At 58.5% G+C, this 23,150-nt stretch carries 19 protein-coding genes; 15 read left to right on the top strand and 4 right to left on the bottom strand.

The genetic code is table 11. From position 1 onward, the window contains the following. Window positions 1-6: 6 nt before the first annotated feature. The 11 genes from MHK09_RS09340 to MHK09_RS09290 all read left to right on the top strand — a co-directional run bounded on the left by MHK09_RS09340 (window position 7) and on the right by MHK09_RS09290 (window position 11,462). Complete coding sequence (locus tag MHK09_RS09340; RefSeq protein ID WP_200436192.1) at window positions 7-558, top strand: potassium-transporting ATPase subunit C; 552 nt, start codon at window positions 7-9, stop codon at window positions 556-558. 12 nt (window positions 559-570) lie between these two features. After that, window positions 571-3,165, top strand: a complete 2,595-nt coding sequence (locus MHK09_RS09335; RefSeq protein ID WP_250413381.1) for an ATP-binding protein — start codon at window positions 571-573, stop codon at window positions 3,163-3,165. After that, entirely contained in the window at window positions 3,158-3,871 is a 714-nt protein-coding gene (locus tag MHK09_RS09330) for a response regulator (RefSeq protein WP_005326347.1), read from the top strand. Before MHK09_RS09335 ends, MHK09_RS09330 begins: the two co-directional genes overlap by 8 nt. Before the next feature lie 586 nt (window positions 3,872-4,457). Continuing rightward, window positions 4,458-4,763 carry an ArsR/SmtB family transcription factor gene (locus MHK09_RS11885; protein WP_005326349.1) on the top strand — a complete coding sequence of 102 codons (306 nt, stop codon included), beginning with the start codon at window positions 4,458-4,460 and terminating at the stop codon, window positions 4,761-4,763. Then, window positions 4,756-5,904 (top strand): MFS transporter, encoded by a 1,149-nt coding sequence (locus MHK09_RS09320; protein WP_005328255.1) that lies wholly within the window; start codon window positions 4,756-4,758, stop codon window positions 5,902-5,904. The genes MHK09_RS11885 and MHK09_RS09320 overlap by 8 nt, the downstream gene beginning before the upstream one ends. Window positions 5,905-6,137: 233 nt before the next feature. Beyond that, window positions 6,138-7,541 carry an AMP nucleosidase gene (gene amn, locus MHK09_RS09315; protein WP_250413380.1) on the top strand — a complete coding sequence of 468 codons (1,404 nt, stop codon included), beginning with the start codon at window positions 6,138-6,140 and terminating at the stop codon, window positions 7,539-7,541. Window positions 7,542-7,614: 73 nt separating this feature from the next. Beyond that, complete coding sequence (locus MHK09_RS09310) at window positions 7,615-8,127, top strand: phosphoribosyltransferase (RefSeq protein ID WP_150851023.1); 513 nt, start codon at window positions 7,615-7,617, stop codon at window positions 8,125-8,127. A 21-nt stretch (window positions 8,128-8,148) separates the two neighbouring features. Next, window positions 8,149-9,630 carry a SulP family inorganic anion transporter gene (locus MHK09_RS09305; protein ID WP_250413379.1) on the top strand — a complete coding sequence of 494 codons (1,482 nt, stop codon included), beginning with the start codon at window positions 8,149-8,151 and terminating at the stop codon, window positions 9,628-9,630. Between the two features lie 285 nt (window positions 9,631-9,915). Further along, window positions 9,916-10,416, top strand: a complete 501-nt coding sequence (locus tag MHK09_RS09300; protein WP_005326358.1) for a ferritin — start codon at window positions 9,916-9,918, stop codon at window positions 10,414-10,416. A gap of 82 nt (window positions 10,417-10,498) precedes the next feature. Beyond that, window positions 10,499-10,852, top strand: coding sequence for a hypothetical protein (locus MHK09_RS09295; RefSeq protein ID WP_005326360.1), 354 nt, complete (start codon window positions 10,499-10,501; stop codon window positions 10,850-10,852). A 13-nt stretch (window positions 10,853-10,865) separates the two neighbouring features. Beyond that, window positions 10,866-11,462, top strand: coding sequence for an HAD-IA family hydrolase (locus MHK09_RS09290; RefSeq protein ID WP_005326362.1), 597 nt, complete (start codon window positions 10,866-10,868; stop codon window positions 11,460-11,462). Here the strand turns inward: MHK09_RS09290 and MHK09_RS09285 are convergent. Further along, complete coding sequence (locus tag MHK09_RS09285; RefSeq protein ID WP_250413378.1) at window positions 11,445-12,578, bottom strand: ROK family transcriptional regulator; 1,134 nt, start codon at window positions 12,576-12,578, stop codon at window positions 11,445-11,447. The two genes, MHK09_RS09290 and MHK09_RS09285, sit on opposite strands and share 18 nt — an antisense overlap. A 108-nt stretch (window positions 12,579-12,686) precedes the next feature. On the opposite strand from MHK09_RS09285, the gene MHK09_RS09280 reads away from it, so the two are divergent. Beyond that, window positions 12,687-13,256, top strand: coding sequence for an LOG family protein (locus MHK09_RS09280; protein WP_250413377.1), 570 nt, complete (start codon window positions 12,687-12,689; stop codon window positions 13,254-13,256). 69 nt (window positions 13,257-13,325) lie between these two features. After that, window positions 13,326-14,996, top strand: coding sequence for a DUF885 domain-containing protein (locus MHK09_RS09275; RefSeq protein WP_250413376.1), 1,671 nt, complete (start codon window positions 13,326-13,328; stop codon window positions 14,994-14,996). Here MHK09_RS09275 and MHK09_RS09270 read toward each other — a convergent pair. Next, window positions 14,993-16,084 (bottom strand): AbrB family transcriptional regulator, encoded by a 1,092-nt coding sequence (locus tag MHK09_RS09270; RefSeq protein WP_250413375.1) that lies wholly within the window; start codon window positions 16,082-16,084, stop codon window positions 14,993-14,995. The two genes, MHK09_RS09275 and MHK09_RS09270, sit on opposite strands and share 4 nt — an antisense overlap. 113 nt (window positions 16,085-16,197) lie before the next feature. Between MHK09_RS09270 and MHK09_RS09265 the strand changes: the two genes are divergently transcribed. Then, window positions 16,198-16,968, top strand: coding sequence for a TSUP family transporter (locus MHK09_RS09265; RefSeq protein WP_250413374.1), 771 nt, complete (start codon window positions 16,198-16,200; stop codon window positions 16,966-16,968). On the opposite strand, the gene MHK09_RS09260 is transcribed toward MHK09_RS09265, so the two are convergent. Continuing rightward, window positions 16,969-19,236: an ATP-dependent RNA helicase gene (locus MHK09_RS09260; protein WP_250413372.1), complete on the bottom strand. Its 2,268-nt coding sequence runs from the start codon at window positions 19,234-19,236 to the stop codon at window positions 16,969-16,971. Then, window positions 19,237-19,902: a sugar O-acetyltransferase gene (locus MHK09_RS09255; protein ID WP_250413371.1), complete on the bottom strand. Its 666-nt coding sequence runs from the start codon at window positions 19,900-19,902 to the stop codon at window positions 19,237-19,239. 1,850 nt (window positions 19,903-21,752) lie between these two features. Here MHK09_RS09255 and MHK09_RS09250 point away from each other — a divergent pair. After that, window positions 21,753-23,150 (top strand): VaFE repeat-containing surface-anchored protein (locus tag MHK09_RS09250; protein WP_250413370.1); only part of this gene is annotated, 1,398 nt, incomplete at its 3' end.

The raw sequence follows: 23,150 nt of genomic DNA, 5'->3' as shown, positions 1-23,150 counted from the left end.
CCAAAAATGCGTGTCTATTTTCGTAACCTCGCCGCTGGATTCGTAGCCGTACTATTGTGCGTTGTCGCACTAGGAATGATCTATCCCGCTGCCGTGTGGGGAATCTCCCGCATCAAGCCGGACTCCGCCGAGGGCAACCTCATTTACCAAGGTGAGTGCCTAGCTGGTTCGACCCAGCTTCAAGATGGCCAGACCGAAGGCCCGTACTTCTTCCCCCGTTCCGAAGGCATGAGCAATTACGGCGCTAGCAGCTCCGAGCTAGAAAAAGCCGTGCAGGAGCGGCGCGGGGACATCGCCAAGCGCGAAGGCGCCGCCCCAGAAGATGTGCCCACCGATGCGGTAACCGGTTCCGGCTCTGGTGTCGATTCTGGCATTAGCCCTGCGTACGCTGAACTACAGGCTCCGCGTGTCGCACGAGAGCAGGGGATGAGCACCGAAGAAGTGCGAAGCCTCATCGAAGACAACACAGAGCATGCCAGCCTCGGGTTCCTGGGCGAAGACGCAGTCAACGTCACTACTCTCAACCGAGCACTGCCCATTCCACCGTCCTGCTCATAAGATGAGTGCCATATGAACGACAAGAAAGTTCCGGCGCGCACCAAGCGTGGCGCTTTGAAGATCTACCTCGGCGCGGCGCCTGGGTCTGGTAAGACCTGTGCAATGCTCAACGAGGCGCACGGCCTTGTGCTGGCCGGCCGCGATGTGGTCATTGGCATCGTGGAAGATCATGGGCGCGAATTCACTCGGGCGCTGTGTGATGGCCTTGAGACCATCCCGCGGCGCTACGCCGCCGGGCTATCTACCGGAGAACTCGATACTGCAGCCATCATCTCGCGCCAGCCGGAAACCGTTCTGGTCGATGAATTTGCCCATTCCAATCCGCGCGGTGAGGAACACGCTAAGCGCTGGGAAGACGTAGAGGAAATCCTAGCCGCAGGAATCGATGTGATTTCTACCCTGAATATCCAGCACCTTGAAAGCCTCAATGACGTAATAAACCAGATCACCGGTATTTCCCCGCAGGAGACGGTGCCAGACGAGGTGGTGCGTGCGGCGAACGAGATCGAGTTGGTGGATGTATCCCCGCAGCTCTTACGCACCCGCTTGAGGGATGGCCAAGTCTATAAAGAAGCGCGCATTGCCCCAGCCTTGAATAATTATTTTAGGGTGGGCAATCTGACTGCATTGCGGGAGCTTGCCCTGTTGTGGTTGGCGGACCAGGTTGATGAGGCTCTCGCGTCCTACCGCTCTGAACAAGACATTACTGATACCTGGGAAGCGCGGGAACGGGTGGTTGTGGCCATTCAGAACGTCGCGCACGCAGAACTGCTCATTCGCCGCGGGCGCCGCATCGCATCCAAATCCTCAGCCGAGCTACATGTGGTTCACGTAATTTTTGGGGATTCCTTTTCTTCCGGTGAATCTTCTGTTGCAGGTTCCGCTCAACAACTGTCCAAATTACAATCCTTGGCTCAGGACGTGGGTGCCCGTTTGCATCAGGTCACCGGTGACTCGGTGCCAGAAGCGCTGCTTAATTTTGCCCGCAGCGTCAACGCCACCCAGTTGGTCCTGGGGGTTTCACCACGGCGTCGCTTAGGCCTGCACTGGCGCGGCACCGTTGCTGAGGCCGTGTTGCGGGATTCAGGCAAGATCGATTGTCACATTGTTAATCTTCCGTCTGATAAACCCTCGCCTCTTTCACCACTGCTGCGACCATTGCATTCCCTCCCGCGCCGGGCGGTGTCTTGGGTGGGCGCGGCTGTCGCTTTCATCGCCTTGACCGCACTGTTGCAAGGCATCGACGGCTCGGCATTGGGAACAGGCACGTGTTCTGCTTTTTACTTTGCGCTGATCCTTCTCGTAAGCATGCTCGCTGGCCTGTGGCCGGCGGTAATTATTGCGTTTGCCTCGGGCTTGGCGGTCAATTGGTTCTTTACCGAGCCCCTGTACACGTTCGATATTGCTGAGCCAGCTAACGCTGTCATCCTCGTGGTCATGGTAGCCATTGCCCTGGCCGTGGGTTTACAAGTGCGGCGCACCAAAATAGAGCACCATAATGCGGCCATTGCCACGCGCGATGCTGAGCTCTTGACGGTCTTTTCCCGCGCAGCCCTCAACCGCCGTGCGGACGTATCTCCCATCGACGCAGTGCTTCGCAAGGTAGGAGAGACCTTCGGCTGCCATAAGGCCGTGCTTCTTGACGCCTCCGGGGACATACTCTCTACCTGGCACGCTTCGGCGGCCTCGCCCCGGCAAAGTAGACACCTGCATATCCCCGCAAAGACTCATAAACGTGAGGTAGAAACGTTGGTCTCCAGCGAGGACACTACGGTCCAGATTGTGATGGAAGGCCCAGCGTTATCCGCCCGCGACCGTGCTTTGGTGGCGGTTGTGGCAGGCTATTTAGCCGGCATCGTGCGCCGCGACAAGCTTTCGGCTGAAGCCGCACGTGCCGATGCCATTGCTGCCGCTGATGAATTGCGTCGTGCGCTGCTATCGAGCGTGAGCCACGATCTGCGCACGCCCCTAGCAACGGCCAAGCTGGCTGTGTCCTCTTTGCGGAATTCCGAAATCGAATTCAGTCCAGAGGATCAAGAAATACTGCTGGCGGAAACCGCAGCTAGCATCGATCAACTCACGCTGCTCGTGACCAACTTATTGGATCACTCGCGCTTGAGTGCAGGAGCGGTAACTGCACGCCGGGATACTGTGGAGTTATACGAGGTAGCCAATCGGGCTATTGCTTCCTGTGCCTTTGGACATAGCAAGGACCAACTTGGTCGCATTCATATTGGTTCTGGACTCCGTGGCCGCACCTGTTGCGCGGATAGCGTTTTGCTGGAACGCGTGCTGGCGAACCTATTCGATAACGCTTTGCGCTATGCGCCGAGCGGACCAGTCAACGTTGATGCGCAGGTTATAGATGAGCGCGTGGAGCTGAGTGTGAGCGATGAAGGGCCGGGAATTTCACCAGAAAAGCAGCAGGAGCTTTTCCAAGCTTTTCAGCGCTTGGGCGATACCAGCAATGACAACGGGGTGGGTTTAGGCCTCTCCGTCGTACGCGGATTTGTGGAGGCCATGGACGGTACTATCAACGTAGAGGCCACTCCAGGAGCGACCTTTATCCTGAGTTTCCCGCTGCGGGAGGAGAAAAGCCATGACTGATAAGAAGGCCACGATTGTCATTGTGGATGATGATCCGCGTTTGCTCACCACCTTGAGCATTAATTTTAAAGCGCGTGGGTATGAGGTGTATTCAGCCAGCACCGGGGCGGAGGGTCTGCAGGTGGTCTCCCAGCATCAGCCCGATGTGGTGATTTTGGATATGGGTCTGCCGGATATGGATGGGCGGGAGGTCCTCGATGGGATTCGAGGGTGGTCAGCAATTCCCGTTCTGATTCTTACGGCCCGGTCCGATCCCCTATTTAGTGCCTCGGCCCTAGATCGCGGTGCTGATGATTATGTGACCAAACCCTTTTCTATGGAAGAGCTCTTGGCCCGCGTGCGCGTGGCTTTGCGGCATGGCAGTCCCCAGCAGCCATCTGCTCAGCGGGAAGCCACGATGGTGCGGGCGGGTGATGTGCTTATCGACGTCCCTCGACACTCCATCACCAAGGCAGGAAAGCCCCTTCACCTGACCCCCACTGAGTGGGGCGTGCTTACGACGCTGCTGCGTGCCCACGGCGGTTTGGTGCGCAAAGAAGACCTCCTCGCAGAGATTTGGGGCCCGGGATTCGAAGGACAAAGTCACTACCTGCGCATCTATACCTCGCAGCTGCGCCGCAAACTGGAAACCGATCCATCTAATCCCCAATACCTGCTCACTGAACCCGGATTGGGATACCGCTTCATTACCTCCCCTGGGGTCTAGGAGTAGCTGACGCCATTTTCTGCAGGGAACTACTCTTGCAGTGGCAATTCTGTGCAGTGGAGGGGTGCGAGTTGGTATCCATAACGCTTATGCGTCGAGGGCTTCGGTGTGCCCTGCGCATTTAACCAACTGCAAGTGCGTGAGAACTAAACATTTCAACTGGTCACCAGCGATTGTTCGTTCTCTAAATCATTTCTGGTGCTGCAGATTAGTTGCTTTTCCCTGAAGAGGTGACGGTGTCTGTCATGCTTTCCTGACCAAAGAACTTTCGAGCATATTTTTGGGTAGAAGGGTCTATTAAATCAAGCTACGTTGTACGTACCGTTAGAAGAAGGAATAGGGCTCTCTACTTTCATAAACTTGGCTCGATTTATTGTGCCAACGTTGAAGGTTATGAATTAGAGACGTCTGGGGTTGAAAGCTTGGTATCTAAAAATAGAGCTCCTCAAGACTCCGGTGTTCATTTATCGCTGTCTGGGTGGGGCTTTATCTGCGCACCTGAATTCGTGCAAGAAATCTTGCACGAATCTCTCGGGTAGCTTACTGTGGTCAATCGTTCAGGAATTCTTGCACGATTGGAGTTGTGATGAGCCCACGAAAGTATGAGCATCCGGCCACCGAGGACCTTGAATTCGTCCGTGTTCTGGCTGCGGTAAGTGATCCCATCCGGTTAGAGATGGTTAGGCGCCTGGCAGACGGTCAGGAGCACGATAGTTTGACGCTCGCTGATGACCTGCCTCGATCTACCCTGACCTACCACACTCGGCAGCTGCGTGAAGCCGGTGTGACGTGGACAAGAAGCCAGGGACGAACTTGTGTTATCTCTTTGCGCAGAGGCGATCTAGACGAACGGTTCCCTGGTTTACTCGATATGGTGATTTCGAATGCTTAAACAGCTGTGGCCGTTAGTTTTGGGCAGTGTAGCGCTCGGATTGGACGCATATGTTATCGCTGGACTGCTATCACAGATTGCAAACGACTTGGGTACAAGTGGCAGTGTGATCGGCTTGGGTGTTACCGCCTTCACCGGCGCGTACGCAATATCTGGTCCGCTGTTCTCGGGTAGGGCAGGCAAAGATCCGCGGAGTGGTCTGCTTGGAGCTGTTGCTGTGTTTTCTTTGGCGAATGTCGTGACTGCAGTCTCGCCTACAGTGAGCGTTTTTCTCGTGTCGCGCTTGATCGCAGGTGCGGCAGCGGGAATTTATTCGCCGTTGTCCTCAGCCGTAGCGGGGATGTCCGTCCCAGCAAAGTATCGCGGGCGCGCACTGTCAATGGTGCTGGCTGGCTTAGCGGTGGGAACTGTCGTGGGCGTACCGGTGGGATTGGGGGTAGCTAAACAGCTAGGCTGGAGGGCTACCATCGGTTTGGTCTCGGCCATTGGAATAGTGGCGTTAGCGGGTCTAGCGTTGCGCAAAGCGAGTGTGGTACCAGCTGTGCCCTCTTCCTCGTTGGGGCAGCGACTCCGAGTCATCGGCCGAGTGGATAATTTCCTGACGATCTTAGTTACTTTCTTTGTTGGAGTGGGTTCGCTGGGGTTGTACACCTATATTCCTGTAGTGCTTGATCGTGTGCAGGTAGACACCATTGCTGGTATTTGGGTCTGGGGTATCGGCGGGGCAGCGGGTGCTTTTGGGATTGGGAGGGTGCTCGACAAGGTTAATAGTTCACGCAAACTAACGGTCATTATCATTGCATTACTCGTGACTGATTTCGCTCTACTGCTGCTCTTCCCTTCGAGCCACGTGGTGGCAGTGGTGTGTCTTTTTGCTTGGGGGCTTTTGGGGTGGTCGTCTATGGCACCGCAGCAGCATTCGATGCTTAGTGCAAACCCTGATGAAGGGGCGACTGCTGTTGCTGCTAATGCATCTGCGAACTACCTTGGCTCGGCAGTCGGCTCCGCAGTGGGTGGATTACTGTTGCCCTCCTCCACGGGAATCCTGTTAGGAGCATTAGGTGCAGTCCTAGTAGGAATCGTCTGCAGTATTGGGGCTAGTGCCTCTTCTCGCTCTCATACTGGGGACAATGTGAATTAGGAATACTTCGGATTGATGGGACGATGCCCGAGTTGACATAGTCGAGCTCTTCGTCGCATTCCCTTTGAGGCCTTTGCTTTGACACTCTTAGCAGCTTAAAGGACTGATCCTAGGTCTTTGATTTTCTCGCAGTAAATCATGTCAGTATTGGTATCACTGAAGCTACCGCGGAAAAGAATAAAGAACTGCGCGGACCGCTGCCGCGCTGCGAAGTCCCCGCTACACTCGCGCTTATGACCGATCTGCAGCATGTCCACTCCGTTGATGAGGCGGTAAACCGCCTGATCGAGATTTACGAGAATTCCTGCGAGCTCGCGCGCAAGACTTTGGAATCAGGAAACCTTGATGACTATCGCTATGTGGTTTATCCCAAGGTCACGGTGGATATCCGCAAATGGCAGCCGATCGATCGTTCCGAGCCCTTCGGCTACGTTAACGAGGCCGGCAAGTACTCGGCGGTAATCTCCAAGCCGCACATCATTCGGGACTACCTGCACGAGCAGCTGACTCGTTTGGCGGGGAATTATCCGTGCGATATCTTTGTTGGCCAATCCGACCAGCGCATTCCACCGGAGTACATCAAGGACACAAGGAAAGCCCCGCAGGAACGCGGGCCTATTCCGCGTCCGACGCTGGATGAGGTCAATGATGCAATCATTGATGGCGAATGGGATGCCTTCCACGGTGCGGAAAAGCCGCTATTCCACTTTGGCGCCCAGCGCTTCGATATCGCATGTGCGCGCATCGAGCATTACACCGGCATCGAGGTAGATACGGTACAGAAATACATTCTGTTTACTAACTACGCGATGCACACTACCGAGTTTGTGAAATTCGGTCTGCGCGAGCTGACCAAGGAAGACTCGCGCTATACCGCCTTGGTGCTGCCCAATGGGGAGACCATCCATCCCAACGATGCGGTGGACCTTGATGTGGACGGTCTGACCTTGACTTCCCGATACCAGATGCCGCGCTTTGACCTGATTACTGCCGGCGGCGATGGCATCACGATGATCAATATCGGCGTAGGCCCCTCGAATGCCAAGACCATTACGGATTGCTTGGCGGTGCTGCGGCCGGAAGCATGGATCATGATCGGCCACTGCGCTGGCATGGACGGCCGCATGCGCATCGGTGACCTGATTTTGGGCAATGCCTATCAGCGTAATGACCACATCTTGGACCAGAAGGTTGCGGCGACCTCTCCCATCCCGGCGATTCCGGAGGTGCAGCGCATGCTCGAGTCTGCGGTGAAGGCGGTATACGGCGACGACAACTCGCTCATGCGAACGGGCACGGTGCTCTCCACCGATGATCGCAATTGGGAGTGGCGCACTAACCGGGACTTGTGGGAGTGGCTGCGTACCTCCACCGCGGTGGCCGTGGATATGGAATCGTGCACGCTCGCGGCCAATGGTTACCGCTACCGCGTCCCTTATGGAACTCTCCTTTCCGTCTCTGACCTGCCGTTGCACGCCGTGCCGAAGTTGCCGGCGCAGGCGCAGGCTTTCTATTCCAATTCGAAGGAAGCTCACGTAATGTGCGCGGTGCGTGCGATGGAGCATCTAGCCGAAAATCCGGAGCGCCTGCGCACGCGCAAGCTACGCCGGACTTTGGGCGAGGTTCCCTTCCGGTAGGTGCCTTTTATTTGGCAGGCAATGCTCGTTAAACTACAAAGAAAGCCCATGACGCAAAAGGAGCCACACAATCGTGACTGAAAATTGGATCCACCCGGACCGGGAAAACCTCACCTGGGAGGTCTTCGGCGAGGCGAGCCGAAACCTATCGGAACAGATTGTGGAATCTGGCTGGTTCCCAGACCTCATCGTGGGCGTCGCCCGCGGCGGCCTGATCCCAGCCGGTGCTATCGGTTATGCCATCGGTGTTAAGGCCATGGGTGCTATCAATGTGGAGTTCTACACCGATATCGGCCAGACCCTAGACGAGCCTGTAATTCTGTCCCCGCAGCTGGATACGGATTCGCTGAAAGGCAAGAAGGTCCTGGTCGTCGATGACGTCGCGGACTCCGGCAAGACCTTGGATCTGGTGGTTAACCTGCTCAAGGAAACCGCAGACGATGTGCGCTCGGCCGTCATTTACACCAAGCCGAAGACCATCTTTGAGCCGGATTTCTCGTGGAAGAAGACCGATCAGTGGATCAACTTCGCGTGGTCCGTGCTGCCCGTGATTACCGCGGATGGCTCTTTTAAGGAAGGCTCCTAAAGTCCACTAGGATGTGCAGGCGTGATTAAAGAACAGCCTGCTCCTACCAGCGTCATCGCCAGTTTCCGCTATGCATTTTCCTCGCCTGCGCGCCTGCGCAAGGAGGTTTTTGGCGGCCTGGCGGTGGCGCTTGCTTTGATCCCGGAGGTCTTAAGCTTTTCCATCCTCGCAGGGTTGGATCCGCGGGTGGGATTGTTTTCTTCCGTGGTCATGGCCATGTCCATCGCCTTTACTGGCGGCAGGCCGGCGATGATTTCCGCGGCGGCCGGCGCGGTGGCGCTCGTTGTCTCACCGCTCGCGCATGAACATGGGCATGACTACGTGGTCGCTGCGGTGCTCTTGGCGGGAATTATGCAGGTGGTGCTGGCCGCGGTGGGCGTCGCCAAGCTCATGCGCTTTATCCCGCGCTCGGTGATGACGGGATTCGTCAATGCGCTGGGCATCATGATGTTTACTACGCAGCTGCCGCACCTTATTGATGTGCCGTGGATGGTGTATCTGCTGGTGGCCATTGGCCTGGCCATCATGCTGGGGCTGCCGCGGCTGACCACGGTGATTCCCGCCCCGCTGATTACCATTCTGGTGGTCAGCATTATTGCGGTGGCGGCCGGGTGGAAGGTGCCCGATGTGGCGGACCAGGGCGAGCTGCCTACCTCGCTGCCGGGGCTTTTCGTGCCGGATATTCCGTGGAATCTAGATACCCTGCAGCTGATTGCGCCCTATGCCTTTGGCATGGCATTGGTGGGCCTGATGGAATCGCTGCTGACGGCTAAGCTGGTCGATGACATTACGGATACCCACTCCGATAAGACGCGCGAGTCCTTTGGCCAGGGCGTGGGCAATATCCTCGCCGCGGCCATTGGCGGCATGGGCGTGTGCGCCATGATTGGCCAGACCATGATCGGCGTGAAGGCATCCCAGGCGCGCACGCGCTTGTCGACGTTCCTCGCGGGCGTCTTCCTCCTCATCCTCTGCCTGCTCTTTGGCGAGACCGTCGGTCGCATTCCGATGGCCGCCCTGGTGGCGGTGATGATCATCGTGGCCGCAACGACGGTGGATTGGCATTCGGTTAGCCCTCGCACTCTGAAGCTCATGCCGCTATCAGAAACGCTCGTGATGCTGGTGACGGTGGTAGGAACGCTGGCCACGCATAACTTGGCGGTGGGCGTGGTGCTCGGCGTGGTGGCAGCCTCGATCGGCTTTGCCCGCCGCGTGGCCCACCTGGTGGAGGTGGAGCACGTAGGCGATGCCGAGTATGCGGTGCGCGGCCAGCTCTTCTTCGCCTCCTCCAATGATTTGGTCTATGCCTTTGATTACACGCTGGATACCCAGCGCGTGGTGATTGATATGAGCAAGGCCGAGGTATGGGACGCCTCCACCGTGGCGACGCTGGATGCGGTGCAGAAGAAATACGCCGAGCGTGGCATCGAAGTAGAGTTCCGTGGCCTGGAAGGGGCGAGCGCGCAGCGCCTGAATCGCCTGAGCGGCCGCTTGGGTGATTAACATCACATTTTTAGCCTAGGGTGCGAAGGCTCAAGTAGTAGATGCCGAACTGGCCGCGGACTCGCGTCGGGATAAAAGCAGAGTATCCGCGATGACCTCGAGTTCTTAGGGGAACTTTGCCCGCGCTTGGGGGCTAGCTTTGTCTTGGCTAACTTAGGTTATCCAATCTAAAAAAGCATAATGACGTGCAAGTTTACTTAAGTAGGCCTTGCTGGATCACGGGAGAATCTTCGGTAGTGTAGTGTTTAGCACTTATTGATTTCCCTGCACAGAAAGGTTTTTACAATGGACGAGAAACTGCAAACCCTCCTGAATAACCAGGTCATTAGCGAGTACGGCGCTTCCATGGTCTATACCCAGCTGGCCTTCGAGATGGACAACCTCTCCTTCCCGGGTATGCGCGATTGGTTTATGGGCCAAGCCGCTGAAGAGCGCGTGCATGCCGAGAAGATTGCGGACCACTTGCTCTCCCGCGGTTATCGCGTAGAGCTCACTGACATCCCGGTTGGTTCCGTGAAGGCTGCTAACCCGCAGGATGCTTTCCAGGCTTCCCTGGAGCACGAGCAGAAGGTCTCCGAGGAAATCCGCACCATCGCTCGCGCGGCGCTGGACGCACAGGATCTGGAATCCCGCCAGCTCGTTGACTGGTTCCTGAGCGAGCAGGTGGAAGAAGAAGCTACCGTTTCTGAGATTCTGGACCAGATCAAGCTGGTGGGCAATGACGGCTCTGGCCTGCTGCGTATCGATGAGCGCCTGGCCGGCCGCCCCGATGGCGGTGCTGCCTAAGCGCGCGTGGGTGAATAACAAACCCATCAAGATTTAGCTCAATCCTCCCATGGCACTGCGGTGCGGTGGGAGGATTGTTTCTATGTCAACGCAACGCAAGGCTTTGTGCGCCATAACCCTGTTAGTTCTGGCGCTCTTTCTCATCGTGGGAGCGGCAATCATGTCCACGCACATGGCCTTGGGGGTATTTCTGACCACTGCGGCGCTGATGCTCGGCCCATTCGCCGGGCTCGCACTGCTGGTTTATGGCGTCGCCGGCAAGCGTGGGGTAGTCACGCGCTCGCTCTATAGCCTCGGCGGCATGCTGCTCCTCGGTGCCATCGGCGGCATCTTCGCTCTGTCCATGGACCAGGCTTCTGCGATGCTGCCTCTCTTTGTCGCTGGTGCGGGTGTGGGGATCGTAGCCGTGCTGACCCAAGCGCCGAAACGGGCATAAACTGGCCCCCGTTATGCCCAAACTCCTCTTTGATATGTACGGCGTGCTCATGCGCCCGGCCACCCCAGAAAGCCATGCGGACTTGGAGCGCCTCCTCGCGCCGCCAGATACAGAGGCGATGTGGGAGGCCTACGGGTTTTATCGGCCGGACTACGATGCCGGCATCTTTAGCGATAGCCACTACTGGAACGAGGTAGCGGCCCGCGCCGGGTTGGGGGAGGTTCCCGTCGCGGAGGCGGTAGCGTGCGAAAACAGTGGCCTACTGGAGGCGGATCCGGAGATGGTGGCGCTGGTCAAGGGGCTTATCGGGGAAGGCTATAGCGTGGGCATCTTGTCCAATATCCCCACCACGCTGGCGGGCCAAGTGCGAAAAAAGCAGCCGTGGCTGGAGGACTGCGCGGCGGTGACGTTTAGCTGCGATATTGGCGTGGCCAAGCCGCACCCAGAAGCCTATCGCGTGGCCGTGGATGCGCTCGCCGCGCAGCCGAAGGATACGCACTTTTTTGATGACCGCATCGACTACGTGGAGGGCGCGAACTACTGCGGGCTCAACGCCCACCTCTTCCGCGGCATCGACTCGGTACGCGAGGTCCTAAGCGTGCTGGAGTGAGCGGCCTAGCTCCAGCGGTTGGCGCAGGAGCTGGTCGGTGGCCACGGTGCGGGCTACCGCGCGGACAATCTCCTTATGGCCCGGAATCATGCGCAGCTGCAACTCATCGCCCGCGGAGGCGCGGACGGTGGCGGCGAATTGCTTGGGGGCTTTCGGGTCGTCGGTAAACGCGCCGCCGGCGATAACCACGGTGGCCGGGGAGTGGGCCTTGACCAGTTCCGCGGTGATGGCGCCCAATTGGCGGGCGCGCTCGTCCAAAATGGCGCGGACGGCGGGGTGGGAGTTGGCTGCCTGGGCGGCGTCGGCAAGCGAGGCTGCCTCCACGCCCTCGTGGCGTATCGCCTCCAGGATGTGCTGGGTGGCCAGCAGGTGCTCGGACGCGCCATAGCCTAGCAGCTCGGAGTGCGTCGGGGGCACGGGAATAATGGGGCTGACCTCGTCTTCCACGGAGAGGGCGGAGCCGATGGAATCGTCCGCGAAGAGGACCAGGACGCGCTCACTGGTGCCAATCTCGGCCGCCTGGGTCTCGGAGCCGAGGATGGCCGGGATGGCGGAGGAGACCACCACGGGCACGCCGAACTGGAAGCGCAGGCGCTCGGCAATGTCCACGCCGTGCCAATTGAGATTTTCCGCGGTGACCAGGCCGTTGTCATCCACGGTGCCCGAGGTAGTCACGCCGAGGGAGACCAAGCGGTGGTCCAGGTCCGTCATCATGCGGTTGATGCCGGCCATGATGTGCTCGAGGAAGTCATCCTCGCTGAGCGCGGCCACCGGGGTAGCTAGTTCTTCCTCGCTCAAGGTGCGGCCTTTGGTGTCATAGAGGCCGATGTAGGTCTGCTTGGTGCCCACGGAGATGCCGCCGAGCGCCCAGTCATTATCGGCCGCCTCGAGCGGCACGGTGGGCCGGCCGCGCCCGCGGGACTGGGTGAGGTCGGTGCGTTCCTGGATGAGGCCCGCGTTGAGTAGGGAAGTAGTAGCGCGCGTGATGGTGGGCTGGGAAAGTCCGGTGGCTTCCACCAGCTCGCTCCGGGTGATGATCGGGTTCAGGCGCACCAAATGGAGGCACTTCGCAGCCGGTGTGCGGGGCCGCGTGAACACTGGGCCAGATTTGATCATAAAAAGGAGTATAAGCATCCCAGACTGCTTTGTCTAACCTGATAAAAGGTTCATGTACCGAATAGTCTAAAGGTGGTGGTGGGGGCGCAGATATCTATGCTGGAGAGCATGCAGTCAGTAGCGGTTTATTGTGGTTCAGCAACAGGAAACTCCCCGGCCTACACTCAGGCGGCACAGGAATTGGGCACCGAACTGGCCCGACGCGGCCTGAACCTGGTGTATGGCGGCGGCAATATCGGCTTGATGCGCGAGGTGGCAGAGGCCTGCCTGGCCGCCGGCGGTACCGTCACCGGCGTGATGCCACAGTCCCTGGTGGATCTGGAGATTTCCCACCCCGGCCTGACCACTCTAGAGGTCGTGGGCTCCATGGCCGAGCGCAAGACCCGCATGGAGCAGCTTGCCGATGCCTATATTTGCCTCCCCGGCGGAGTTGGCACCCTGGAAGAACTTACTGAGGTACTCACCTTGCAGCAGCTGGGCCACATCCGCGGCCCGGTAGGCCTAGTTAATACCGCGGACTTTTGGCGTCCTTTCTACGCCATGTACGCCGCCATGGCCGAGTCCGGCTTCATCTTGCCGCGTTTTGTCGATGCCTTGGTGATGGAAGAGAAACCGCAGGATATCCTGGATGAATTCAGCAGCTGGAGCTATCCCGGAACAAAGTGGGACAACGATTAGTTAACAAGTTCGCAACTTCAGCCTCCCCGGGTGGCCTATAGGCGATACTTAGGGATAGACTTCCTCGTTATGAGTTCTGAGCAGACCGCTAAGCGCCAGCCCTCTCTACTGGACGCTTCGTGCGATAACTTCGTTCACGACCTAGCCGAGCTTTCCCCCACCGATGCCACCGCGTGGGGCATTGACGGCTACGAGGGCGAATTGCAGGATTTCTCCCCCGAATACTTCACCGCCATTGCAGACCGCACCCGTGAAATGGTGGCGGACTTGGATGCCCTGGATGACACCACCGATGAGTCTGATGATGAGGATGACTTTGATGACGTGGACTATGTCACCGCGGCCGTCCTGCGCGATCGCCTTTGCCTTGAACTAGATCTGCACCACCACAGCGAGGATGTGCGCTGCCTGAATAACATCGCCTCCCCGGTCCAGACCATCCGCGATACCCTGCTGCTTATGCCGCAGGACACGGACGAGGACCGCGATGCCATTCGCTCCCGCCTGTCCAAGGTGAAGACCTCCCTGGCCGGCTACCGCAGCTCCCTGGAAGAGGCAGCCTCCCACGGCATGGTGGCACCACACCGCCAGATCTCCGAGGTTATTGTGCAGTGCGAGCGGCTTGCCGACGCCGACTCGATGCTCGAGTCCCTCGGCCTCGACGCCGACTGCGCCGAGGTGCAGCAGGCCAAGGAAGCCTTTGGCGAGTTCTCCGATTGGCTCTCCAATGACCTGCAGCCCCAGGCACCCACCAAGGACGCCGTGGGTCGCGAGCGCTACGAGCGTTTTTCCAAGCTCTTTGTGGGCGATGCCGTTAACCTCGACGAGGCCTATGAATGGGGCCTGGACCAGGTGCGCAGCCTGCGCGCGGAGCAGGAAAAGATTGCCCACGAGCTCTACGGCTCTGAGTGTTCGGTGCGCTCGGCGATGCGCAAGCTTAACCACGAGGACCGCTACACCCTGCGCGGCACCGATGCGCTGGTGGAGTGGATGCAGTCCACCGCCGATGGCGTCATCGCTGAGCTCAACGGCAAGGAATTCGATATTCCAGAGGAAGTAGAAGAGATCGAGTGCTGCATCGATCCGGCCGGCACCGGCGGCATCTTCTATACCCCGCCGAGCGATGACTTCTCCCGCCCGGGCCGCATGTGGTGGTCCGTGCCGGAGGGCCAGGACACCTTCCACACCTGGCAAGAGCTGACCACCGTTCATCATGAAGGCGTGCCAGGCCACCACCTGCAGCTCGGCTCCGCACTGGTGCAGGAGGATCTCAACCTGTGGCGCCGCGCGGTGACGTGGAACTCTGGTCATGGCGAGGGCTGGGCTCTCTACGCCGAACAGCTCATGGCCGAGCTGGGATACATGGACGATCCGGGCTTCCGCATGGGCATGTTGGATGCGCAGCGCCTGCGCGCCGCCCGCGTGGTCGTAGACATCGGATTGCACTTGGGCAAGCAGCTGCCGGATTGCTCTACCTCCGGCGTGTGGGACAAGGCGCACGTGAAGACCTTCATGCGCGAGAACACCGCTATGGATGATGCGAACCTCAACTTTGAGGTCAATCGCTACCTCGGCTGGCCGGGCCAGGCGCCGTCCTATGCTTTGGGCCAGCGCCTGTGGCAGGAGACCCGCGCCGCGGCCGAGAAGCAGGGGATGAGCGCGCGCGAGTTCCACTCGGAGGCCCTCGCCCTTGGCTCCGTGCCGATGTCCGTGCTGCGCGAGGCCGTTCTGGGCAACTAGCGGCGCAGCAGCCGCTGGGCCAGGCGTAGCAGCTGTGGCAAGTAGCCCGCTACGACCAGTACCGCGATGAGGCGGGTGAGCTGGACTGCGATGACCGCTGGGCCGGCCCCGCCCTCCGCCGAGAGTGCGAGTACTGTCTCTAGCGCGCCGGGACTGGTGGCCAGGTAGGCCTCGAAGTAAGTGATGTGCAGCCACTTGGTTAGCGGCCAGGCGGTGGCCGCGCAGATGCCGATGATGACCACGATGAAAAGAACCGTGGCGGGCAATTGCTTGGCAAAGGCCTTGAGCGCCGGCAGCGAAAGCCCACCGCCGCAGACCCAACCAATGGACAAAAAGGCCATCACCTTAAAGGCATAGAGCGGTTCGAGCGTGTGGCCCTCCGGCAACACGAAAGAGGCTAGAACCGTCAGCAGCAAGGGGCCGAGGACTGCGGCGGCGGGGAGATGGAGGAACCTGCCTACCTTTTCTCCTATGAACGCAATGACAACCACTAGGGCAACTATCCACCAGGTGGTTTCGCCGTCAACCGAAAGATCCGCCCCCTCGCCGGCGGGCGTGTCCAATAAGGCGACCACGGCGGGTAGCGATATCGAAACCACCAATAGGCGCAGGTATTGGGTGAGGGCGACGTAGCGGAAGTCGGCACCGAGTTCGTCGGCAAGCGCGGGCATCAGCGACGCACCGCCCGGCAGCATGGATAAAATGCCGGTTTCGGAGGAGACATCGTCTGGCTGCGCGCGGTGTAAGAGTTGGCCGCCGATAACTCCCACCATCAAAGTGACAAAAGAGATCGTCAGGGCGGCAGGCAGGAAGCCCAGCAATTGGCCCACCGGCACCACGGTCAGCGGAATGGCAGCCATCATGCCGATAAAACCACGCGACATGGCATAAAAACTCCGGTTTACGCGCAGATCTTCCCCAGTAAAAAGCGCCATAGTGCCGGAGGAAAGGATCGCTGCCAAGATCCAGGCCGCGGGTACGTGCCACAGGCTAAAGAGCCAGCCCAGTACGACCGATGCCGGAACGACAACGGCCCACCGTGCCACGGTATGGGCACTGAGCCCGGCGCCTTCCTGCTGTGCCGCCATGCGAGCCTCCTAGTCCTGCTGCGACAAAAGTATAGTGCCTCTTTCTGCTCCCCTACGGAGAGGGCGATAGGCGGGTTATCACCTTACATCGTTCAAGATTTATGATCGTGGGCATGGAAATCGATGTAGCGCAGTGGGTGATTCTTTTCTTCGGTACCGCGGCCGCGGGGTGGGTCGATGCGGTCATTGGCGGTGGCGGGTTGATCCTGATTCCGATGCTGCTTGCGGTTCTGCCGGGCCTCGCGCCCGCGGCGGCACTGGGTACTAGCAAGCTTGCCGCGGTGACCGGCACCGGCTCTGCGGCCGTAACGCTTGCGCGCAAGGTGAAGCTGGACAAGGCGGAGATGGCGCGGTTCCTCCTCATCGCGCTGGTCTGTTCCGGGTTAGGGGCCAGCGTGGCCTCGAGCCTCGATAAGGACGTCATGCGCCCCATCATCATCGTGCTCATGGTGGCCGTGGGCATCTTCGTTGCCTTCAACCCAGATTTTGGCAGCAGCGATGCCGCCGGAACCCGTGGTGGTTGGCGGACCGTCGTGGTCTTGGTGCTCTCCGGCATCATTTCCTTTTATGATGGCATCTTCGGTCCGGGTACCGGAATGTTTTTGATCATGGCCTTCACCTCTATTTTTGCGCAGAACTTCCTGACTTCTGCAGCTATGGCCAAGGTGGTCAATACCGCTACCAACTTAGGTGCGCTCGTCGTGTTCATTATTGGCGGACACGTGTGGTGGACGCTCGGCATCGTGCTCGGCGTAGCCAATATCGCCGGCGCACTCCTCGGTGCACGTACCGTACTCGGTGGCGGGGCCAAATTCATCCGCTACGCGCTACTTACCTTGGTCGTGGTCATGAGCTGTTACCTGGGCTGGCAGCAGTGGGGCTAACTACATTCGGTTTTTGGTGCGCGCGGTAGCAACCGCATTCCACGGGTCCTCCGGCCATGGGTGCTTGGGGTAGCGCCCGCGCATATCGGCGCGCACGCCAGCATAAGGTCCGGACCAGAAGCTGGCGAGATCATCGGTCACCGCGAGCGGGCGGCCCGCGGGGGAGAGCAGATGGAATTGCACGCGGTGGCCGCAGTATTCGGGGGATTCGGCCAGGCCGAAGCATTCCTGCAGCTTGATGTGGACCACGGGGCGGTCGCCAGACCAGTCGATTCGTGCGTCTCGGCCGGAGGGGACTGGGAGGCGCTCGGGGGCGAGATCGTCGAGGTGGGTGGCTTCCGGCCAGGGAAGGAGGCGTTGTAGCGCGGGGTACATGTCGAGCTTGGCGGCGGGAGTTCCTTCCGCGATGCGGTGTAGTTCGGGGCCGAGCCACTCGGCGGGATCCGCGGAATCGACATCGGGCCACGGCTCGCCATAGTGGGCGTGCAGGTGGTGCAGGCGGTCTTTTAATCTTTGGGCCTTCTCGCTGAAGGTAAAGAGCCCTAGGCCTTCTTCACGGATGCCGGCGGCAAGCGCCTCCTCGGCTGCGGGGCCCGTGACTTTGACCGGGGTCTCGGAAAGAGTGATGGCACCCGCGGCCTTGACCTTGACGCCGCGCACACGGCCATCGCGCAGGAAGGCGCGGGTTTCTTCGGTGACGCCGATGGTGTCCAGCGCTGCGGTTTCCTCGATACGGGCGGCCGAGCGGATGATGGCATTGCCCGCATTGGACAGGGACACCTCTGCGATGGCGAGCCACGGGGAACCGGTGAGGCCCGAGTTATCGAGCAGGCGCGCGCGGGTGCCGCTGGCCAGCAGGTAATCCTCACCCATGCGCTTGGCCACCTGCTCGGGAAAGGCGGTGGCGACGACCTCCCCGGGATCGGCGGGGCCGAGATCGTCGACGAGGCGGGCGAGCCGCTTGACCTCTTTTTGAGGTGGGCGGTGACGGGTGAGATTGGGGGTTAAGGGGGCGTCGCCAAGCGAGGCAATGATGGGCGCGGCCTGGCTGCCGTGGCGGAGCAAAGAAGCGCCGAGGCGTGGATCGGTGGGCAGGAGGGCGAGTTCCTGCGTGGCACCAATGCGTTTGAGGGTCGCCTGTGCGGCCGCAAGAGCCTGGGCCGGCGGCGGATCGAGCAACGGGAAGTCCGGGCCTGCGCCCCAGCAGTCCAGAAACAGCGCGGCCTGGGTGAGGTCCGCGGAGAGGATCTCCGGGGTGGTATGCGGAGAAAAGTGCTGGTAATCATCCTGCGAGTAACAGCGGATTACGGTGCCGGGCGCCTCACGACCGGCACGACCAGCGCGCTGATCGGCACTCGATTTTGAGGTAGACACCGTCACCAACCCGGACATGCCACGCTGCGCATCGCGCCGGGGAACGCGGGAGAGCCCGGCATCTACCACCACGCGCACGCCCGGCACGGTCAGCGAGGACTCCGCGATGGAGGTAGCCACGACGATGCGCTGCTCCTCGGTATATAGCGCGGCGTCTTGCTCCGCGGTGGTCTGCTTGCCATGCAGGGGGAACACATTATGGCCTGCTAAGGCATCGCACACGAGGTTGACTTCGCGCACGCCGGGCACAAAGACCAGCGTTGATTCTTGCTGGCGGGCTGCCTGCTTGGCGACGTCCCCGTAAAACTCCCTCGTGCCCGCCGCCCTGCCCGGCATGGGGGCGTACTGGATATCGAGCGGATGGGTCACCGCCTCGGTCACGTGGACAGGCGCGTCCATAAGCTGGGAAAAGCGCTGCGCATCCACAGTTGCAGACATGGCGATGACGCGAAAGTCCTCGCGCAATTCGGCTAGCTCCAGGCACATGCCTAGCACGAGATCCGTATCGAGCTGACGCTCGTGAACCTCATCGATGGCAACGGCGGCCACGCCCTCGAGTTCCGGATCCTTCAATAGGCGACGCAGCAGCACGCCCGGCGTGACGAACTCGACCTCGCTGCCCTTGCGGGACTCGCCTCGGATGGCGAAGCCGACCTTGTTCGGGGTACCGCTAAGCGCGCTTAAGCGCTGCGCGGCCGCGCGCACGGCCACACGGCGTGGGGCGGTGACGATGACCTTGCCGCGCCCTGCCGCGTGATTGGCCAGCGCTGGTGGCACGAGCGTGGTCTTACCCGTACCGGGCGGGGCCTGGATGACGACGTTTCCGGTGCTAGGTAGCGAATCGATGGTCTCGGCTACGGGCAGTCCCGCGCCGATGCGAGCGAGATCAAACATTTACTTGGCGGCTCCAAAACCCTCGACGGGGCCGTTGAGATCCTGGCGCTCCCAAGCTTCCTTGTTATCTTCTAGTTTGCGCACCACGCGGCCAGGTGATCCCAGGACCAGCGAATTATCCGGAATATCGGTGGTAATAAGCGTGCCCGCGCCGACGACGCAATTCTTTCCAATCGTGATGCCCGGCAGCACGGTGACATTGGCACCGAGCCACGTGTTGTCACCGATGGTGATGGGCTTGGCTATCTCCCAGCCGCCGGCGCGCATCTCATGATCGTTGACCGGATGCCCCACCGTAATCAGGGAGCAATTGGGTCCCACCATGACACCATTGCCGAGCGTCACCTGGGTTTGGGCCAAAATGGTAGCGCCAAAATTAATGAAGACGTGCTCTCCGCACACCAAATTGCAGCCATACTCCAGGTTGAGCGGCACGTGCAGGCCCGGCACCGCAGATTCTTCCGGCAGTATTTCGCGCAGGATGTCCTTCGCGCGCTCCGGATCCGTATTCTGCAACTCATTGAGCTGCTTGACCAGCCGAAAGCCGTGCTGATGCTCTTCCTTCGCCTCCGGCATGCTCGGCAGGAACCACTGCCCACCGGTCATCCGCTCCCATGAGCCGTAGCGTTCCACGTCCTGCCGCTCCTGTGCATCCATGGGTGTCATTGTAGAGGGTGAGGCGCCCCTAGTTTTCTCTAAGTGGTTGGGCCATTGGGAGTATGCCCAACAAAGTTGATCAGGATGCAACGAACCGTATCCGCCTGGTGGCGGATCGCGGTGAGGTAGACAAGCATTCAATGGAGCTCACATGCCACGGAGCCGCACCGAAACCGGGAAAACTCTTAGACCGCACCCTGGCACTGGCCACAGAAAGTCGGCCGCAAAGGAAAAATTACTTAAATACTTTCCCGCGGGCATAGTTTCCGTGCTCTTGGTAGGAGGAAACCCTCTGGAACATAGTCGCCTGGTCAACCACGCAGATTCCGGTGCTTATGGTGTGCGGCCAATACGGCATCCCCTTAGCCAGTGAAAAGTATTGGTATCGGCTCATACAGACTCTGTCATGCCGCTGTGTATGACCGGTGTCTGGTCGCCGCAGGCAGAGGGCGGTCCACCTGGCACCACACATAAAGCAACGAGGGATCAGAAACATGACACGGCCTTGCCAATGATGGATTCCCAGCACCAAGAGCAGGCAACCTGTGGGAAGTGGACAATACATATGACAGATGAGGACAGGATCCGCATACACCGCCTGTTATCCTCGCAAGATTGCAGGCTGGGCACTATCAGGGATGCGATATGCTCTTTACCTTGGCCACCACAGCAACTCAACCAAGCCATTATGTAGACCAAGAAAACCGCAGGTCTTCTTCATCATTCGGATGGCGGGAAGCAATGCATCAGTACTGCCTACAATGGGAAGCTTGCTGTGTACGGCAAGGGCCGTTCTTACCGAGGGACACCCGGTGCCTGAAATGCAGCTGCTGTGGCCAATGGTCCGTTGATACCCCGATGGACAGCGTCGTTAGTGAGGAAAAATTCGCGACGTTTGAATAGATGAAATGGCCAAAAATTCCAGGCGTCGTAGCCTCTAAGGTCGCGCACCCTGCTGAAGCCCATTCAGAGTTCTAAAGCTGGAAACCAAAACCTTTCAGAACTCAAAGCAAATACCGATACCTAGGAACACACCGCAGCGCACGTCATTAGCTTGGGAACAAGATCCGGGGTGCTGCACATGAGAAACAATAGGGAAGAAACCTAAACCTTTACCCCTGACGAGGATCGTTGTGGCATTAGAAACGGGGTGATGCTTCCATGGTTAACGCTTCTGGTGGCTCAGACTGAGTGCAGCTCTAGGGCAGGCACAGCATGGATCGTTTCGACCAAGTTGCTAAGCATGACAGAAGCATTGGTGGGGCCCTGGCAGGCCCCATATATCAACGACAACTGCAACACCTATAGCGCGAAGCTCCAGGAGAGGGACCTCCTGAGCACTGCATGTTTGGGCTAAGTGACGCCCCCAGTGTTGAAGCTATAAGTCAAGAACAAGGTGGGGCTGGAATAGCTTTGTCGTCCACGACCTGCGAGACCCTGCCACCGGCACTGCCGGGCACGCTCCGGATGTGCAAACTGTATTAGGCATTTGTGCAGCTCTAACGAGAGACAAATCCTGCGGAATCGAAACGGTACGGGATTGCGCCCGCTAGGGCATGGCCGATGTACAAATGGAATCTGTTTCAAAAGGATCAGCGACTGATTTTTAGGGATTTCTCAGACGATTGAAGGTTGTTTTTAAAAACCGACAAAATGCCCTGTAGCTGTATTTATGCTGAAAAATGTATTACGCGCAGCTACCTAAATGGTGGTAATGTTCAAGATGCGCTAAAAGACTGATCGATAGCTTGGCTTTGGGGCCGTAATCAGGTGAGGTGTGCTCAGCATAGAAAACTGGCTGTGAGCAGCGAGATTCCCTGCTGATCGGAAAAATATAATTTGCCAATCTAAGAGGAAAAATGGATATTTCAAGAAGCTTGCCTCGAAAGAGGTGGACGCTCTTAACTGCAATTCTCGCTACAATTGCGGTGATTGCAGCCTTGCTGACTGTGCCATTAAACAATGCCAGCGCGGCGGAGCCGAAGGATTTTAAGCCCAACACTACGTTGGGTGATGAGACTGAAAAGAATCCCCTAAAAAAGCCTGCGACCGAAGGAGAAGAGGCTACATACAACGAGCGGGGAATAGACACCAGCTGGGGATACCTTGTTTGGGCGGGGGCACCGCAAATCCCCGAAGGGGCGGATTTTAAAAACAACAAGCCAAATCCGAAAAATGATGTGGGTTGGGGGTGGTGTGCCGAACCGGGACTTTTTACACCTTTTGAAACAACGCATTCTTACGAGAAGGCGAAGGCTAAGAGACTTAACCTTTCTACAGAGTATCGAGATCCCGCGATTCGACTCGCACGGATGTTGAAGAGCGCAGTTGCCAAAGGGGAGAAGGGTAAAGCGGCCAACTACTACGTCTACCTAGCTGCATTTACTTCTGCCAACCAAATGTCGAAATACAAGGTTGCAGGTACAATCACGGGCCTAGATCCGAAGTACAATACTCGTACCGGCGGTCTGAACTTTCCCAGCTATACAGGTACTCACGAAGAATTTACAGAACTTACAGGCTTCAAATTTGAGGGCCGGTATGTCGATTCCCAAAAACTGGTAAGAGTTAAATCGATCCCAAAGCAACCCAAAGACGCGTATATCACCATCGTGAATCCAGCCGGCAGTGGCTATGAGGACGCCCAACCTGTTATGCCGGTGGACCAGCCAGGTCTCCCGGATGATGGCGGCGGAAGCGGCTCTAACCCGTCCACTAATGATGAGTTGACGCCTAAGATTAGTACGAAGGTTGATCAGCTTGATGAGCATGAGGCTCTTAAGAAGGACACGGTTGTTACTGACCATGTTCACTATGAGGGTCTGGTTCCGGGTAAGGAATACGTTCTGAATGCGGAGCTGCGTAATAAGGCTGATGAGTCTGTTATTGGTAAGTCCAATCCTGACGAGCCGGTGAAGTTCACTCCGGAGTCTGCTTCGGGTGATGTTGATGTCAAGATCATTGTTAATGATGATGTTAAGGCTGGTTCTGTTAAGCAGGGCGTTGCCTATGAGTACTTGACGTCTACTGCGGTGGATGCGTCTGGTAAGGATTCCGAGTCTGGCGATGAGAATAAGATTGCTGAGCACACGGATATCAATGACAAGGCTCAGACTGTTGATTCTCATGATGAGTTGACGCCTAAGATTAGTACGAAGGTTGATCAGCTTGATGAGCATGAGGCTCTTAAGAAGGACACGGTTGTTACTGACCATGTTCACTATGAGGGTCTGGTTCCGGGTAAGGAATACGTTCTG

The sequence above is a fragment of the Corynebacterium tuberculostearicum genome (assembly GCF_022347235.1).
Classification (GTDB): domain Bacteria; phylum Actinomycetota; class Actinomycetes; order Mycobacteriales; family Mycobacteriaceae; genus Corynebacterium; species Corynebacterium tuberculostearicum_F.
Note: the sequence above shows the minus strand (reverse complement) of the source record. Positions and strands in the feature narration are given on the sequence as shown.